General features: G+C 41.3%; 21 protein-coding genes and 1 pseudogene. 6 read left to right on the forward strand and 16 right to left on the reverse strand.

All coding sequences use genetic code 11. The annotated features are described in order from the left end of the window. Position 1 precedes the first annotated feature (1 nt). The 15 genes and pseudogenes from rplE to AAV96_RS08560 form a co-directional block, all read right to left on the reverse strand. Positions 2-538 carry a 50S ribosomal protein L5 gene (rplE, locus tag AAV96_RS08490; RefSeq protein ID WP_004660357.1) on the reverse strand — a complete coding sequence of 179 codons (537 nt, stop codon included), beginning with the start codon at positions 536-538 and terminating at the stop codon, positions 2-4. 15 nt (positions 539-553) lie between these two features. Beyond that, the gene (rplX, locus tag AAV96_RS08495; protein WP_004641054.1) at positions 554-871 is read right to left on the reverse strand and encodes a 50S ribosomal protein L24; all 318 of its coding nucleotides are present in this window, start codon (positions 869-871) and stop codon (positions 554-556) included. A gap of 9 nt (positions 872-880) precedes the next feature. Next, complete coding sequence (rplN, locus tag AAV96_RS08500) at positions 881-1,249, reverse strand: 50S ribosomal protein L14 (RefSeq protein ID WP_004657680.1); 369 nt, start codon at positions 1,247-1,249, stop codon at positions 881-883. A 92-nt stretch (positions 1,250-1,341) separates the two neighbouring features. Further along, positions 1,342-1,599, reverse strand: coding sequence for a 30S ribosomal protein S17 (gene rpsQ / locus AAV96_RS08505; RefSeq protein ID WP_004641057.1), 258 nt, complete (start codon positions 1,597-1,599; stop codon positions 1,342-1,344). Beyond that, complete coding sequence (gene rpmC / locus AAV96_RS08510; RefSeq protein ID WP_004660354.1) at positions 1,596-1,793, reverse strand: 50S ribosomal protein L29; 198 nt, start codon at positions 1,791-1,793, stop codon at positions 1,596-1,598. The genes rpsQ and rpmC overlap by 4 nt, the downstream gene beginning before the upstream one ends. Beyond that, positions 1,793-2,206 carry a 50S ribosomal protein L16 gene (gene rplP / locus AAV96_RS08515; RefSeq protein WP_004657678.1) on the reverse strand — a complete coding sequence of 138 codons (414 nt, stop codon included), beginning with the start codon at positions 2,204-2,206 and terminating at the stop codon, positions 1,793-1,795. The genes rpmC and rplP overlap by 1 nt, the downstream gene beginning before the upstream one ends. After that, positions 2,146-2,962, reverse strand: a pseudogene (rpsC, locus tag AAV96_RS08520) (30S ribosomal protein S3). Before rpsC ends, rplP begins: the two are co-directional and overlap by 61 nt. Before the next feature lies 1 nt (position 2,963). After that, positions 2,964-3,293, reverse strand: a complete 330-nt coding sequence (rplV, locus tag AAV96_RS08525) for a 50S ribosomal protein L22 (RefSeq protein WP_004657676.1) — start codon at positions 3,291-3,293, stop codon at positions 2,964-2,966. Positions 3,294-3,304: 11 nt separating this feature from the next. Further along, a complete protein-coding gene (rpsS, locus tag AAV96_RS08530) occupies positions 3,305-3,580 on the reverse strand; it encodes a 30S ribosomal protein S19 (protein WP_004641066.1) in 276 nt (91 codons plus the stop codon). 13 nt (positions 3,581-3,593) lie between these two features. Beyond that, positions 3,594-4,418: a 50S ribosomal protein L2 gene (gene rplB / locus AAV96_RS08535; RefSeq protein WP_004660349.1), complete on the reverse strand. Its 825-nt coding sequence runs from the start codon at positions 4,416-4,418 to the stop codon at positions 3,594-3,596. Between the two features lie 11 nt (positions 4,419-4,429). Continuing rightward, on the reverse strand, positions 4,430-4,750 hold the full coding sequence (gene rplW, locus AAV96_RS08540) for a 50S ribosomal protein L23 (RefSeq protein ID WP_004641070.1): 321 nt from the start codon (positions 4,748-4,750) through the stop codon (positions 4,430-4,432). Then, entirely contained in the window at positions 4,747-5,349 is a 603-nt protein-coding gene (rplD, locus tag AAV96_RS08545) for a 50S ribosomal protein L4 (protein WP_004660347.1), read from the reverse strand. The genes rplW and rplD overlap by 4 nt, the downstream gene beginning before the upstream one ends. A gap of 11 nt (positions 5,350-5,360) precedes the next feature. Beyond that, on the reverse strand, positions 5,361-5,999 hold the full coding sequence (gene rplC, locus AAV96_RS08550; RefSeq protein WP_004660344.1) for a 50S ribosomal protein L3: 639 nt from the start codon (positions 5,997-5,999) through the stop codon (positions 5,361-5,363). Between the two features lie 57 nt (positions 6,000-6,056). Further along, a complete protein-coding gene (gene rpsJ, locus AAV96_RS08555; protein WP_000070912.1) occupies positions 6,057-6,368 on the reverse strand; it encodes a 30S ribosomal protein S10 in 312 nt (103 codons plus the stop codon). Positions 6,369-6,594: 226 nt separating this feature from the next. Then, positions 6,595-7,323 (reverse strand): type 1 glutamine amidotransferase, encoded by a 729-nt coding sequence (locus AAV96_RS08560; protein WP_004660342.1) that lies wholly within the window; start codon positions 7,321-7,323, stop codon positions 6,595-6,597. A gap of 167 nt (positions 7,324-7,490) precedes the next feature. Here AAV96_RS08560 and AAV96_RS08565 point away from each other — a divergent pair, with 167 nt between their 5' ends. From AAV96_RS08565 to AAV96_RS08590, 6 genes are all read left to right on the forward strand, one after another. Beyond that, positions 7,491-8,684, forward strand: a complete 1,194-nt coding sequence (locus AAV96_RS08565; RefSeq protein WP_046738977.1) for a PLP-dependent transferase — start codon at positions 7,491-7,493, stop codon at positions 8,682-8,684. Positions 8,685-8,703: 19 nt separating this feature from the next. Continuing rightward, on the forward strand, positions 8,704-10,251 hold the full coding sequence (locus AAV96_RS08570) for a helicase HerA-like domain-containing protein (RefSeq protein ID WP_046738978.1): 1,548 nt from the start codon (positions 8,704-8,706) through the stop codon (positions 10,249-10,251). Between the two features lie 143 nt (positions 10,252-10,394). Next, a complete protein-coding gene (hmpA, locus tag AAV96_RS08575) occupies positions 10,395-11,606 on the forward strand; it encodes an NO-inducible flavohemoprotein (protein ID WP_005219633.1) in 1,212 nt (403 codons plus the stop codon). Between the two features lie 79 nt (positions 11,607-11,685). After that, on the forward strand, positions 11,686-12,138 hold the full coding sequence (locus tag AAV96_RS08580; protein WP_004660334.1) for an RrF2 family transcriptional regulator: 453 nt from the start codon (positions 11,686-11,688) through the stop codon (positions 12,136-12,138). 74 nt (positions 12,139-12,212) lie between these two features. Continuing rightward, entirely contained in the window at positions 12,213-12,989 is a 777-nt protein-coding gene (gene yihA, locus AAV96_RS08585) for a ribosome biogenesis GTP-binding protein YihA/YsxC (RefSeq protein ID WP_046738979.1), read from the forward strand. A gap of 129 nt (positions 12,990-13,118) precedes the next feature. Further along, the gene (locus tag AAV96_RS08590; protein WP_004660332.1) at positions 13,119-14,063 is read left to right on the forward strand and encodes a metal-dependent hydrolase; all 945 of its coding nucleotides are present in this window, start codon (positions 13,119-13,121) and stop codon (positions 14,061-14,063) included. A 55-nt stretch (positions 14,064-14,118) separates the two neighbouring features. Here AAV96_RS08590 and AAV96_RS08595 read toward each other — a convergent pair whose 3' ends face one another. After that, positions 14,119-15,360, reverse strand: a complete 1,242-nt coding sequence (locus AAV96_RS08595; protein WP_046738980.1) for a dicarboxylate/amino acid:cation symporter — start codon at positions 15,358-15,360, stop codon at positions 14,119-14,121. Between the last annotated feature and the right edge of the window lie 58 nt (positions 15,361-15,418).

The following is a 15,418-nucleotide window of genomic DNA, read 5'->3' on the forward strand; positions in this document are numbered from 1 at the left end:
CTTATTTGAACGGGAAGCCGAATGCACGCATAAGCGCACGGCCTTCGTCATCGCTACGAGCAGTGGTCGTAATAGTGATATCTAAACCACGGATACGATCAATTTTGTCAAAATCGATTTCAGGGAAAACGATCTGCTCTTTTAAACCCATAGAGTAGTTACCACGACCATCAAATGATTTCGAAGAGAAACCACGGAAGTCACGGATACGAGGGATAGCGATCGAGATCAAACGATCCAAGAATTCGTACATTTGGTCGCCACGTAAAGTAACTTTACAACCAATTGGCCAACCATCACGGATTTTAAAACCAGCGATTGATTTACGTGCAAGTGTCACAACTGGTTTTTGACCAGCAATGAGTTGCATATCAGCAACAGCGCCATCTAATAATTTCTTATCAGTTGCAGCTGCGCCTACACCCATGTTAAGAGTGATTTTCGTGATGCGAGGAATATCCATCACATTCTTAACGCCAAGTTCTTCTTGTAACTTCGCTTTAAGTTCGTCGTTATAACGTGCTTTAAGTCTGGCCATCGCCTATTCAACCTATTACTTCGCTACCGCCACTGATTCACCATTTGATTTATAAACACGAGTTTTCGCGCCATCAATCACTTGGTAACCAATACGGTCAGCCTTTTGGGTTGTAGCATTAAAAATTGCCACGTTTGAAATATGAAGCGTTGCCTCTTGAGTAACGATACCGCCTTCAGCGCCAGTTACACGGTTTGGCTTTTGATGCTTCTTCACTAAGTTAAGACCTTCGACCTTAACTCGATCTTCAGAAACAGACAAAACAACACCTTGTTTGCCTTTTTCTTTACCTGCGATCACAATTACTTGATCGCCTTTTTTAATCTTAGCCATGATTGCCTCTTATAAAACTTCAGGAGCCAATGAAATGATTTTCATGAACTGTTCAGTACGAAGTTCACGAGTCACTGGTCCGAAGATACGAGTAGCAATCGGAGCTTTGTTGTTGTTCAAAATAACAGCTGCGTTATCGTCGAAACGAATAACAGAACCATCTGGACGACGGATGCCGAATTTTGTACGTACAACTACAGCATTCATCACGTCACCTTTTTTAACACGTGCGCGCGGAATTGCTTCTTTTACAGTAACTTTAATAATATCGCCAACTGAAGCATAACGACGGTGTGAACCACCAAGTACTTTAATACATTGTACGCGGCGTGCACCACTGTTGTCTGCTACGTCGAGCATACTTTCGGTTTGAATCATTGCCCTACTCCAAAACCGAGCATCACCGGTCGCAATTTCGAAAGGCTCAAAGAGTACTCGAAATTGTCCGATGATGCAACAAGAACGTCTAATTACTCAGCAGCTGCTTCAACGACTTCCACTAAAGTCCAAGCTTTAGTTTTAGAAATTGGGCGGCTTTCTTTGATGGTCACTAAGTCGCCAGTTTTAGCAACATTGTTCTCATCATGAGCGTGTAATTTAGTTGAACGGCGGATTGATTTGCCGTACAACGGGTGTTGAACGCGGCGTTCAATAAGCACAACAATAGACTTGTCCATTTTGTCACTTACAACTTTGCCGGTTAACGTGCGGACTGTTTTTTCACTCATTGTCCGTTCCCCTGTTTTTCGGTAAGGAGTGTCTTGATACGAGCAATTGTCTTACGAGCAATTTGCACTTCATGCGATTTGCCTAATTGACCAGTTGCTTTCGCCATACGAAGACGGAATTGGTTAAGCTGTTGCTCATCAAGCAAAGCTTTCAACTCTTCTACCGACTTTTCACGTAGATCTTTAATTTTCATTACATCACCGTCCGAGTCACGATAGTGGTTTTAAACGGGAGTTTAGCTGCAGCTAAAGCAAAAGCTTCACGCGCTAACTCATCGCTAACACCTTCAATTTCGTACAGGATCTTACCTGGCTGTATCTGACAAACCCAGTATTCCACGCTACCCTTACCTTTACCCATACGAACTTCTAATGGTTTTTCGGTAATTGGTTTGTCTGGGAATACGCGGATGAAGATTTTACCACCACGTTTAATACGACGGCTAATGGTACGACGTGCAGCTTCAATCTGACGCGCAGTCATACGACCACGTTCAGTTGCTTTAATTGCAATCGAACCAAATGATACTGTACTACCACGATGCGCTAGACCAGTGTTACGGCCTTTGTGCACTTTACGGAATTTGGTACGTTTAGGTTGCAACATGGATTATTCTCCCTTGTCAGCAGCACGGTCACCGCGACGACCACGACGCTCTTGACCTTCACCACGACCACGACCGCGTTTAGCTGGACGCTCTTCAGCAGGAGCAGGGTTCATGACTTGTTTCATGCCACCTAAAATCTCACCACGGAAAATCCAAACTTTAACACCGATCGTACCGTATGTTGTTTCTGCACGCATAGTAGCATAGTCGATGTCAGCACGAAGTGTATGCAAAGGTACACGACCTTCACGATACCACTCAGTACGAGCGATCTCTGCACCACCTAAACGGCCAGAAACTTCAACTTTGATACCTTTAGCGCCAGCACGCATTGTGTTTTGAACCGCACGCTTCATAGCACGACGGAACATAACACGCTTTTCTAATTGAGAAGCAATTGCTTCAGCAACTAAACGTGCATCCAAGTCAGGGCGATCAATTTCATTGATGCTAACTTGAGCTGGAACACCCATAATGTTGGTGAGTTCGCGCTGTAATTTCTCAATATCTTCGCCTTTCTTACCAATAACGATACCAGGACGAGCAGTGCTAATTGTTACTTTAGCAGCGCCTGTAGGACGTTCGATAAGAATATTGCTTACCATCGCATTCTTAAGTTTTTTAAGCAAAAACTCACGAACTTGAAGATCTTTAAGCAAGTATTCAGCGTATTGTTTCGGACTCGCATACCAGTTAGCGTTATGACGTTTCACAACACCTAGGCGGATACCGATTGGATGAACCTTCTGACCCATATCAAACCCCTACCTTAACGGTGATGTGACAAGTACGCTTAGTAATACGATCTGCACGGCCTTTAGCACGTGGCATGATACGTTTAAGGCTCATGCCTTCATCAACGTAAATCGTAGTTACTTTAAGGTCATCAACATCTAAGCTGTTGTTGTGTTCAGCATTCGCGATTGCAGATTCAAGTGCTTTTTTAACGAGCACAGCTGCTTTCTTGTTACTGAAGTTCAAAATGTCTATCGCACGTGCAACCGACTTACCACGGATCAAATCAGCAACTAAACGTGCTTTTTGTGCCGAGATAGCGGCACCGCGTAATTTAGCAGTTACTTCCATCATAGCACCTATTAACGTTTAGACTTCTTATCAACACCGTGACCACGATAGGTACGAGTTGGCGCGAATTCACCCAATTTATGACCAACCATGTGTTCAGTAACAATTACTGGAACGTGGTTACGGCCATTGTGAACAGAAATTGTTAAACCAACAAAGTCTGGAAGGATCATTGAACGACGTGACCATGTTTTGATCGGCTTACGGTTATTAGCAGCAATCGCAGCTTCAACCTTAGCGAACAAATGCGCGTCGACGAATGGACCTTTTTTTAATGAACGAGGCATTATTCAGATTCCCTTACTTGACGCGACGGTCGCGAATAATCATCTTAGTCGTACGCTTATTGGTACGTGTCTTGTACCCTTTAGCTTTTTGACCCCATGGACTTACAGGTTGAATACCTTTACTACGTCCTTCACCACCACCGTGCGGGTGATCTACCGGGTTCATCGCCATACCACGAACGGTAGGACGAATACCACGCCAGCGCGCAGCACCAGCTTTACCCAATGAACGAAGGTTGCTTTCTTGGTTAGAAACTTCACCAATTACAGCACGACATTCAACGTGTACTTTACGCATTTCACCAGAACGTAAACGAACGATAGCGTAAGAACCATCACGACCCAACAACTGAACTGAAGTACCAGCAGAACGTGCTAATTGAGCACCTTTACCGATTTTAAGTTCAAGGTTGTGAAGTGTAGAACCGATTGGCATGTTGCGAAGTGGTAAGCAGTTACCTGGACGAATTGGAGCATCGTTACCAGATTGTACTTTATCACCAGCACGTAAGCCTTTAGGTGCAATGATGTAACGACGTTCACCATCAGCATATTTCAATAAAGCAATATGAGCTGTACGGTTAGGATCGTATTCGATGCGCTCTACAGTCGCTGGAATACCATCTTTGTTACGTTTAAAGTCAACAATACGGTAGTTTTGCTTATGACCACCACCCACATGACGTGTAGTGATGTGACCATTGTTATTACGACCACCAGTACGTTTTTTAGCTTCTACCAACGGTGCATAAGGAGCGCCTTTGTGAAGATGGTCATGAACCACTTTCTCTACAAAGCGACGTCCTGGAGACGTTGGCTTACATTTTTGAATTGGCATAATTCTCGTCCTTATTCCGCTGCGTTTTCAGCGGTATCGCCCAAGTCAGCCATTTCTACATCTTGGCCAGCTTTCAGGGTGACGTATGCTTTTTTCACATCAGAACGACGTCCTAATGTTTTACCAAAGCGTTTTGTTTTACCTTTAGTGATCGTTGTATTAATTTTTACAACTTCAACACCAAAGAGCTGCTCAACTGCTTTTTTGATTTCAAGTTTGTTTGCATTTAATGCAACTTTGAACACTTGAACACCAGCAGTATCACCTAAAACTTGTGCTTTTTCTGAGAATACTGGTCCTAATAGGACTTGATAGATACGTTCGTTGTTCATCCGAGTTCTACCTCAATTTTCTTAGCAGCAGCTACAGACATTACAACTTTATCAAATGCAATCAGGCTAACAGGATCAATAGCAGTAGCATCAACCACATCAACGTGTGGAAGGTTGCGAGCTGCAAGATACAAGTTCTCATCTACAGCATCTGTAATGATCAATGCACGAGTTGCATTCAAGTCTGTAAGTTTTGCAAGCAAGTCTTTAGTTTTTGGAGCTGCAACAGCAAACTCTTCAACTAATACAAGACGATCTTGGCGAACAAGTTCAGCTAAGATACATTGCATTGCACCGCGATACATCTTACGGTTTACTTTTTGAGACCAATCTTGTGGGCGAGCAGCAAAAGTTTTACCACCACCAACCCAGATCGGGCTACGAATAGAACCCGCACGAGCGCGACCAGTACCTTTTTGACGGAATGGTTTTTTACCACCGCCAGAAACGTCTGCACGTGATTTCTGAGCTTTCGAACCTTGACGACCACCAGCTAAGTAAGCTGTAACAACTTGGTGTACAAGCGCTTCGTTAAACTCACGTCCGAAAGCAACTTCAGACAATTCAACAGCAGAGCCGGAAACAGTTTTTAAATTCACAGTATTTCCCCTCAGGCCTTGATGGTAGGACGTACAATAACGTCACCATTCGTTGCACCAGGAACAGCACCTTTAACAACTAAAACAGAACGTTCAGCGTCAATAGATACAATTTCAAGACCTTGAACTGTTACGCGTTCATCACCTAAGTGACCAGCCATTTTCTTGCCTTTGAACACGCGACCAGGAGTCTGGTTTTGACCTGTAGAACCTAATACACGGTGAGATACAGAGTTACCATGAGTAGCATCTTGCGTACGGAAATTCCAACGCTTAACACCACCTTGGAAGCCTTTACCTTTTGATTGACCAGTTACGTCAACAATTTGACCAACTGTGAACAAATCAACACCGATAGAAGCACCAACTTCACGGCCTTCAAGCTCAGCTTCAGTAACACGGAACTCTTTAACTAAACGACCAGCAGCAACACCCGCTTTCGCGAAGTGACCTTTCTGAGCGTTAGTTACGCGCGATTCGCGACGTTCACCAGTAGTTACTTGGATTGCTTGATAACCATCAGTTTCAAGTGTTTTGATTTGCGTAATGCGGTTTGGATCGACTTCGATAACTGTAACAGGTACAGATACACCAGCATCTGTAAAGACGCGAGTCATACCACATTTGCGACCGACTAAACCAATAGCCATGTGCATAAACCTCTAAAAAAGCGGCCTAATTAACTTAACGTTAATTAACCGAAAGCCTTAACCCAAAGCGATCTGAACATCAACACCAGCAGCAAGATCTAACTTCATCAATGCATCAACAGTTTTATCTGTAGGTTGAACGATGTCGATCAAACGTTTATAAGTGCGGATTTCGTACTGATCACGAGCGTCTTTGTTGACGTGTGGTGAAGTAAGAACGTTGAAGCGTTCGATGCGAGTAGGCATCGGGATTGGACCACACACTTGTGCGCCAGTACGCTTAGCGGTTTCTACGATCTCTTGAGCAGATTGATCAATCAGGCGATGATCAAAAGACTTCAAACGGATACGAATTCTCTGGTTAGACATACCAGTAAACTCCAAGCCAAAAATATAAAGAATCACCCATGACGCACCTCACCTTATTGGTAAGTGTCAAGGGCAGTGAAAATCACTAAGGTCATGATCGATGCCACGACTGTAATGCGTTGACTACTTTTTTCGTAGTGAACGCCCTCCATTTGAGGGTCGCCCATTATAACGATTGTTTAAGTCTTATGCAATTCTTCTTTTATTTTTTTAGTTTTATACTTGATTAAGCATTCACCACATACTCTATTGCTCGATTTAGTAATTGATTACCTTGTTCAAACTTACTTTTAATCGTTTTTTTTAATTCTGCGATTGGCTGAACATATTGACCATTAAACACCGCACTATCTTCTTCATTTTCAATCAACAATTGCAAAGCATGTGGTGTCATTTCAGGATGAAATTGAAACCCCAGTACATTGCGCCCAATTTGATACATTTGATTTTGACAAACATTATTCTGCGCTAAACGGACTCCTCCACGGGGTATTTCGAAGGTTTCGCTATGCCACTGCATAATGTTAATTTTTTCTGGTATTTGAAAGTAATTTTCAGGTACGTGTGAAACACGACCTACGTCCATCCAACCCAGTTCTTGATGTTGATTTCGACTCACAGATGCACCAAGTGCATTAGCAATCAGTTGCCCCCCTAAACATAAACCAATCGCAGGTTTACCCGCAGAGAGATAACGTCTTAACCATCTTTTTTCCAATTTTAACCAAGGATAATTTGCTTCATCATTCACGCTCATGGTTCCTCCCATAATGATCAGTAAATCAACTTCATCAATATTAGGTAGAGCCTCCAATTCAAGAGGTAAATCAACGGGTAAAGCAAAGAACTCTGTGGCGGTAATTTTTGCTTGATGTGCCTTTAAATAGTCATAGCAACTGCCAAAACCTTCACCAGCAATGTGCTGAAAATAATGCACTCTTAAATGCGACTTCATGCGCGTAAACCTATTGTAGTTAGAATGATAATTAGTCTTAGCAAAAATAAAGCCAGTTTTGACTAAAAGCTTTGATTCGTAACGTTTCTGTACAAAATATGCAAATGACTAGCAGGATTCGATATTTTCTCTTAACCTAAATCATTCTATTGATTTAATTTTGCCCCATGACTAAACAAAATAGCTTACAAACCACACTCATTCATGCACCACGCCAAGCTCCCCAATACATAGAAACGATTCAACCTCCCCTATTTCGTGCATCAACGATTATTTTTAAAACAACAGCGCACCTTTTTGATCGCCACTGGACTGACCCTTATGATTATAGTTACGGCACACACGGTACACCGACGACGTTCACATTAGGAGATAATATTGCTCGAATTGAAGGTGGAAATTATTGTTTACTTGCACCCAGTGGCTTATCTGCAATCAATTTAGTAAATAGTACTTTTTTAAGCTCAGGGGATGAAGTTTGGGTTGCAGACAATATTTATGGCCCGAATCTGGAACACTTAAAGAATCTACAAGACCGCTACGGCATTCACGTCAAAATCTACAACCCAATTGATGCGAATAGCTTTCAACCGACTGAAAAAACTAAATTGATCTGGATAGAGGCGGCAGGTTCTGTCACTTTAGAGTTTCCAGACCTCAAAAATCTGGTTAAAAAAGCGCAGCAAGCGAATGTTCTGACTGCACTGGATAATACATGGGGCGCTGGACTGGCTTTTAATGCATTTGATTTTTCAGATGAGCATCTGTCTGTCGACATCACTATACATGCGCTAACTAAATATCCAAGTGGCGGTGGCGATATTTTAATGGGTTCAGTAGTTACACGAGATCCGCAATTACATCATAAACTCTACCGTATGCATGCAACCCAAGGGATCTGTGTTTCAGGCGATGATACCGCACAAATCCAACGCAGCTTGGCTCATATGCCACTTCGTTATGAACAACAATCTAACAGTGCAATAGCAGTACTTGATTGGCTAAAGCAACAATTTCAATTTTGCCAAGTTTTACATCCAAGTGATGCCAATTCAGCAGGTCATTTATTTTGGCAGCAAGTCTGTGAAACAGGAAAAAGTGCAGGTTTAGTCAGTGTCATTTTCAAACCTGAATATGATCTCGCAGCAATTCGAAAATTCTGCGATAGCTTAAACTTATTTAAGTTGGGATTCAGTTGGGGCGGCCCTGTCAGCCTTGTTATGCTTTATGATTTAAAACAGATGCGAGAACTAGAAAATACACATTTACAACAAGGTTTATTGGTTCGTTTCTGTATAGGACTAGAAGATCCAAACGATTTAATCCAAGATATTCAAAACGCACTAAAACAACTCGAATGAAATAAAGCATAGGTGAAGAATGAATACACCCATTGTTATTGCAAAAAAAACCACAGATACAACACAAGATATTGTTTTACATTCTCAATTTGCAAACCGCCACGGTTTAATTGCAGGTGCGACAGGCACAGGTAAAACAGTGACCCTCAAGGTACTAGCCGAAAGTTTCTCACGGCTGGGCGTACCTGTCTTTTTGGCAGATGCTAAAGGTGATGTCTCTAGTTTGGCTCAAGCAGGAAGTAGCAACCCCAAATTTGATGAGCGTTTAAAAAACTTACAACTTACCCCCATTCCATTTGCTGCTTCGCCTGTTATTTTTTGGGATTTATTTGGGCAACAAGGTCATCCTATTCGTACCACAATTTCAGAAATTGGTCCGTTACTTTTAGCACAAATGCTCAATCTGAATGACACACAAGAAGGCGTTCTTTCGGCCGTTTTCCGCGTTGCAGATGATCAAGGGCTTTTATTAATTGATTTCAAAGACCTTAAAGCAATGCTGACCTATGTCAGCGAAAATGCAGCCGAATTAAAAGCCGAATATGGCAACCTTTCTCCAGCTAGTCTTGGGGCGATTCAACGTAATTTATTGGCTTTAGGTGATCAAGGTGGAGAGCAATTTTTTGGTGAGCCTAGCCTGAATATCCTCGATTTTATTCAGACCGATACGCAAGGTCACGGTTATATTAATATCTTAGCTGCCGACAAATTGATGAATACTCCAAAGCTTTATGCCACATTCTTACTATGGATGATGTCAGAACTGTTTGAACAGTTGCCTGAAGTGGGTGATATGGATAAACCGAAGTTAGTATTCTTTTTCGATGAAGCGCATCTATTGTTTGATAATGCCAGTCCAGCCTTACAACAAAAGATTGAGCAAGTAGTACGTCTCATTCGCTCTAAAGGTGTGGGGATTTATTTTATTACCCAAAATCCTTTGGATTTACCAGAAAGTGTCTTAGGGCAATTGGGCAACCGAGTACAGCATGCCTTACGTGCATTTACTCCGAAAGATCAAAAGGCGGTCAAAACCGCAGCGGATACCTTTCGAGCCAATCCAGCATTCAAAGTTGATCAAGCGATTACAGAACTTGCTGTAGGTGAAGCATTAATTAGTTGTCTAGATGAACAAGGAACACCGCAAATTGTAGAGCGCGGTTGGGTCATGCCACCTTACTCTTCATTTACGCCAATAACACCAGAAGAACGCCAAGTGATTATTGGGCAAAGTATTGTCGCAGGGGTTTATGATCAGGCAGTGGATCGAGACAGCGCCTATGAAATGTTGCAAAAGAAAGTGCTACAACAGTCTCAACAAAAACAGGCAGATGAATTAGAAAAGCAGCAAAGTAAAGAACAAGATGCTTTAGCCAAACAACAAGCGAAAGAGCAAGAACGCTTTGCGAAAGAGCAACAAAAAGCCGCAGAGAAAGCACAACGAGATCGAGAAAAACTCACCCAAGATATTGTGGGAACTTTTGCAAAAAGTGCGGCTCGTAGCTTAGGCGGCTCTACAGGTCAAAAGATCGTTCGCGGTTTACTTGGTTCATTATTTGGCAAATAAAAATCTTTATTATTTTAAAAATCAGGGGATAATCATTTATCCCCTATTTTTTTTATGGTTTTAGTCAAAACAGATCTTGCAAATAAATTTTATAAGGTATATTTTAAATATATCTTATAAATGATAGCCAAGAGAGATCACCCATGACTCCGCAGCAAATTGACCTTGTAAAAGCCACTGTACCTGTACTCCGTGAAAATGGTGTGGCACTCACTGGTTACTTTTACAATCGTATGTTAGGCAACAACCCAGAATTAAAAGAAACCTTTAACATGGGGCATCAACGTAGCGGCGCACAAGCACAAGCACTTGCTGGCGCAGTTTTGGCGTATGCAGAAAATATCGAAGACCCTTCTGTACTTTTACCTGTGGTTGAGTTAATTGCACATAAACATGTGAGCTTGAATATTCAATCACCTGACTACGGTATTGTGGGCGAGAACCTACTCCATTCAATCAGTGAAGTACTAAATATCTCGATGGAAGACCCATTGATTGGTGCATGGGCTGCTGCGTATGGTCAATTAGCTGACTTATTTATTAGCACTGAAAAAGCCATTTATGATCAACATCAACAAACCAAAGGCAGTTGGTTAGGTTGGCGTAATTTCAAAATTGCCAAGAAAGTCGTTGAGAGTGATGAGATCACTTCATTCTATCTAGCACCCGTAGATGGCGGTGAGTTACCAAAATATGAAGCAGGTCAATATATTTCAGTTCGCGTGTTTGTACCTGAACTCAATTTAAGACAACCACGTCAATATACGCTTTCAACGAGCCCTCAAGCAGATTACTTACGTATTTCAGTCAAACGTGAAGATGAAAAAGGTGAGTTAGCAGGTGGTTGGGTATCTAGTACGTTACATAGCTTAGCTGAGGGTTCAGAAATTGAAGTTTCTGCACCAACAGGTAACTTCTATTTAATTGATAGCAGCAAACGTAATGTATTTATTAGTGGTGGTGTAGGTTTAACGCCAATGATTGCAATGCTCAATCAATTGGTGACTTTAGATATGCCGCAACCTGTGAGCTTTATTCATGCTTGCCGCAGCAGCCAAGTGCATGCCATGAAAAAGCATATCCATGAACTAAAAGCAAAATATCCACGTCTGAGCACATTCACTGCTTATGAGTTTCCTCATCAAGGTGACGTGTTAGGCGAAGATTATGATGCAGCGGGTCGCTTAGATTTAGTGTCAATGGATGCTGGATTATTACCAGCCAATGCAGACTATTATCTATGTGGTCCAATGCCATTTATGGCAGAGCAACATAAAGCTTTAGTTGCTCGTGGCATCCCTGCTGAAAATATCCATAGCGAAGCATTCGGTACGGGTGGCGTAAAACTCAGCTAATCGGTGCTGCGTTTTGCATAGGGCTAGTCTATGTTAGACTAGCCCTTTCTGTTTAAAGCAATAGATTGAGTGAAAACCCATGCAACTCAATAAGTTTACTGATTATGCACTCAGAATCTTAATGTATGTCGCTCGTCCGAGTGATGTACCGTATACGATTGCAGATATTGCACGGGACTTGCATGTATCCCAAAACCATTTAGTGAAAATCGTTCACTTCATGGGAAAACAGCATTGGATCGTAACAATTCGCGGCAAAGGTGGTGGACTTCGTTTAAATCCTGAAGCCAAAAGTTTAAAACTAGGTGAAATTGTTCGTATCCTACAAGGCAATCATCAAATCGTAGAATGTAATACGCCACCTTGTGTTTTACGCTCTCATTGCGGACTTAAAAGTATTTTGGATCAAGCTTTAGAATGTTTTTATCAAAGCCTAGATCAATATACACTTGGAGAAGTGGTGCAATATGGTATTCTTCCCTCTTCTACAAATTCAAATATTGATTTTTTACAACTCGTTCAAAAAGCCTAAACATCAAGATTCGCACGAATCTCTCACATCCTTTATAATAGTCGTTGCTATTTCAATTCAAAAAGTAAGCTTCTATGCGTCGTAGTGAAAAATCGAAAGACACCAAAGCCAAACTCGCACCTAAACAAAAAATCAGTTATGAAAAAAAGACTGATCCTGCTGTAACCGCGTATGCAGTGCAGTCTTTGACTTGGTTACGCCAAGCTGAATTTTTGATGAGTGCGCCTAAACTGGATTTGTGCGTAGAAGATACAGGTTATGAAATTGCATTTGCAGGTCGTTCTAATGCAGGAAAATCGAGTGCAATTAATGCTTTAACTAATCAAAAGCAACTCGCACGCGCTTCAAAAAGACCAGGCCGCACGCAAATGATCAACTTTTTTAGCTTAGGTAATCCAGATCAACGTTTGGTTGATTTACCAGGTTATGGTTATGCGGCCGTCCCTGAAGCCATGAAAATCGTATGGCAAAAAGAACTTGAAAACTACCTCATCCATCGTAAAAGCTTACAAGGCTTAGTACTGTTAATGGACATCCGCCATCCATTACAACACTTTGACTTAATGATGCTGGAATGGGCACATTCACGTCATTTGTTTGTGCATATCCTGCTTACTAAAGCAGATAAATTAAACCGTGGCCCTGCCAATAAAGTACTATTAGAAATTAAGCAGAAGTTGAAGAAAATGAAACTTGATTTCTCGATTCAATTATTCTCTTCACTCAATCGAATTGGTTTAGAAGAATTGGCAAGCGTCATGGGTGGCCGTTTGAATTTCACACTTGATCAACCAGCAGAATTTGACCTTGATCAGATCCCAGAAGCTTCAGAAATAGATGTTGAAGAATAAATAATGCATTTTATGCAACTTGATGCATTAAATAATTTCTAATTGTCCCGAATTGCTAAACACAAACACTAGGTAGTTTTCATATACTGCTTAGTGTTGGTTCATTGCACTATCGATTAGGACTAAACGATGAAATTACTATCATTTATGAAGAACAAAGTTCTTGGTTCTTCGATTGACTATAAAATTCTCCCACGCAAAGTGAAGTTTGACTGGGAAAAAACACCAGTGGATTGGATTCCAAACCAGCCTTATGCCAGTTATTTTATTAATGAAATTAACAATATTTTGCCTGCTGGTGAGTTTTGGTTCTGCCGCTTATACAACAAAGTTCTTCCAGAAATTACTGATGAAAAATTAAAACAAGACGTTCAAGCATTTATTCGCCAAGAAGCGATGCATGCGGTTGCACATACGTCTGCGAACAAAGAATATCTTAGCCAACGTAATATTGATATTCAGCGTAATCTCGATATTATGGATTTCTTATTTAACAAAGCTTTAGCTGATAAGCCTTTTGGTAAAGAAGTTCCTAAAATACTTGACCATCAATGGGATTTGTTCCGTCTAGGCGTCATTGCAACAGTTGAACACATGACTTGTGTATTGGGTAAATACGCACTGTACAACAAACGTTGGGAAGAGCTCGGTGCCGATCCAGAAATGATTGATCTGATTAAATGGCATGGTTCGGAAGAAATCGAACATCGTACCGTTGCCTTTGATCTATATCGTCATTTAGGTGGTGGTTATATTGCACGTTATTACATGAGCGTCGCTGTAATCGTGGGTGTACTTGGTTTATGGGTTGATGGCGCGGCACATATCATGGGTCAAGATCCTCGTTTTGCTGACAAAAAACCGAGCTTATTTAGACCATGGGTTTGGATGGAATGGTACAAAATTGGTCGTCAAGATAATCAGGTTTTACCAAATCCAATTTGGTTAGTCGCTCAACAAATCGACTATCTCATGCCTTGGTATGATCCTGTGAAAGAAGGTAATACTCAAGATGCGGTGAATTATTTAAATAACTCACCAGCAGCAAAACGCGCTTTACAACAAGCTGCATAAGCATTTCAATAAAAAAGCAGGAGTCTTCTCCTGCTTTTTTATTTCTTAAATCGCATCAACTTGATTCAACTTCTGCTTGCTTAGCATAACGATCAACAACAACGCTGATCATCATATCACCCTGTACATTCACTACTGTTCGTACAGTATCTAATACTCGATCAATCGGTAATAAAATCGCAATCGCTTCCGCAGGCAAACCAACTGATTGTAAAACCATAATCATGGTCACCATACCTGCGCTGGGAATACCTGGTGCTCCCAATGAAGCAATCATGGCAGTTAAACATACAATAATTTGCTGTGTTAGACTCAAGTCCAAGCCCATCAAATTTGCAATAAATAAAGCGGCGGCTGCCTCATAAAGTGCTGTACCATCCATATTTAATTGTGTTCCTAAAGGAATCACAAAACCTGCCGTCTGTGGTCGCACACCTAAATTTTCTTGTGTACATTTCATACTGAGTGGCATCGTCGCGGAACTTGAACTGGTCGCAAATGCAGTGACCAAAGCTGTGCGTGCACCTTTAAAGAAAGTGATTGGATTCATTTTACCAAAAATCCAAAGCAATGCCGGCAAAACAATTGCACCATGAAAAATCGTTGTTCCTGTGACAACCACTGCGAATTCCACTAAACGACTTAACACGGAAATATCTTCAGTCGCGATCAATTTAGCAAGCAATGCAAAGATACCGATTGGAGCTAGCTTCATCACCCAGCCCACAAGCATCATCATCATGACAAAGAATTGTTGGCAGGTATTGCGAACCAAACTAAAGCTTTCACCACCTTTGACTAATGCGACTCCAAGGAATAACGCAAAGACCACAACTGCAAGTACATTACCCTCACTAAATGCTTTAAAAGGATTGATCAAGGTATTTTGGATAAAACTGGTCAGAAAACTTGAAGGCGTCAGCGTATCTGGCGTTTGGTGGTTTTGCATGGCTTCTTGGAAGATTTGAATATCTACCCCTTTGCCTACTTCAAATAGATGTGCACAACTAATCCCTAAAATCAAAGCTAAGGTTGTCGTCGTGAGACAGCTTAATGCTGTAATTTTCCAAACTCTTCCAAATTGTCCACCAGCCTGTAAATTTGAAACACCCACAACGATCGAACTAAAAATAAGTGGGATGAGCAACATTTTTAGTAAACCAATAAAAATACTGCTTAAAATCCCTAGCCCATACAAACTATGTTCAGCAAAACTAGTCTGCGGATACAAAGTTAAGAAGAACCCATATATAACACCCAGTACGGCTGCGATTAGAATTTGTGTATTTAAATTCATTCTGATTAATAAAATATTTTAGCTTGTGGGTACTATGGCACGCTCATATTGAAGAATC

Source organism: Acinetobacter sp. AG1, from assembly GCF_001005525.1.
Lineage (GTDB): Bacteria > Pseudomonadota > Gammaproteobacteria > Pseudomonadales > Moraxellaceae > Acinetobacter > Acinetobacter modestus.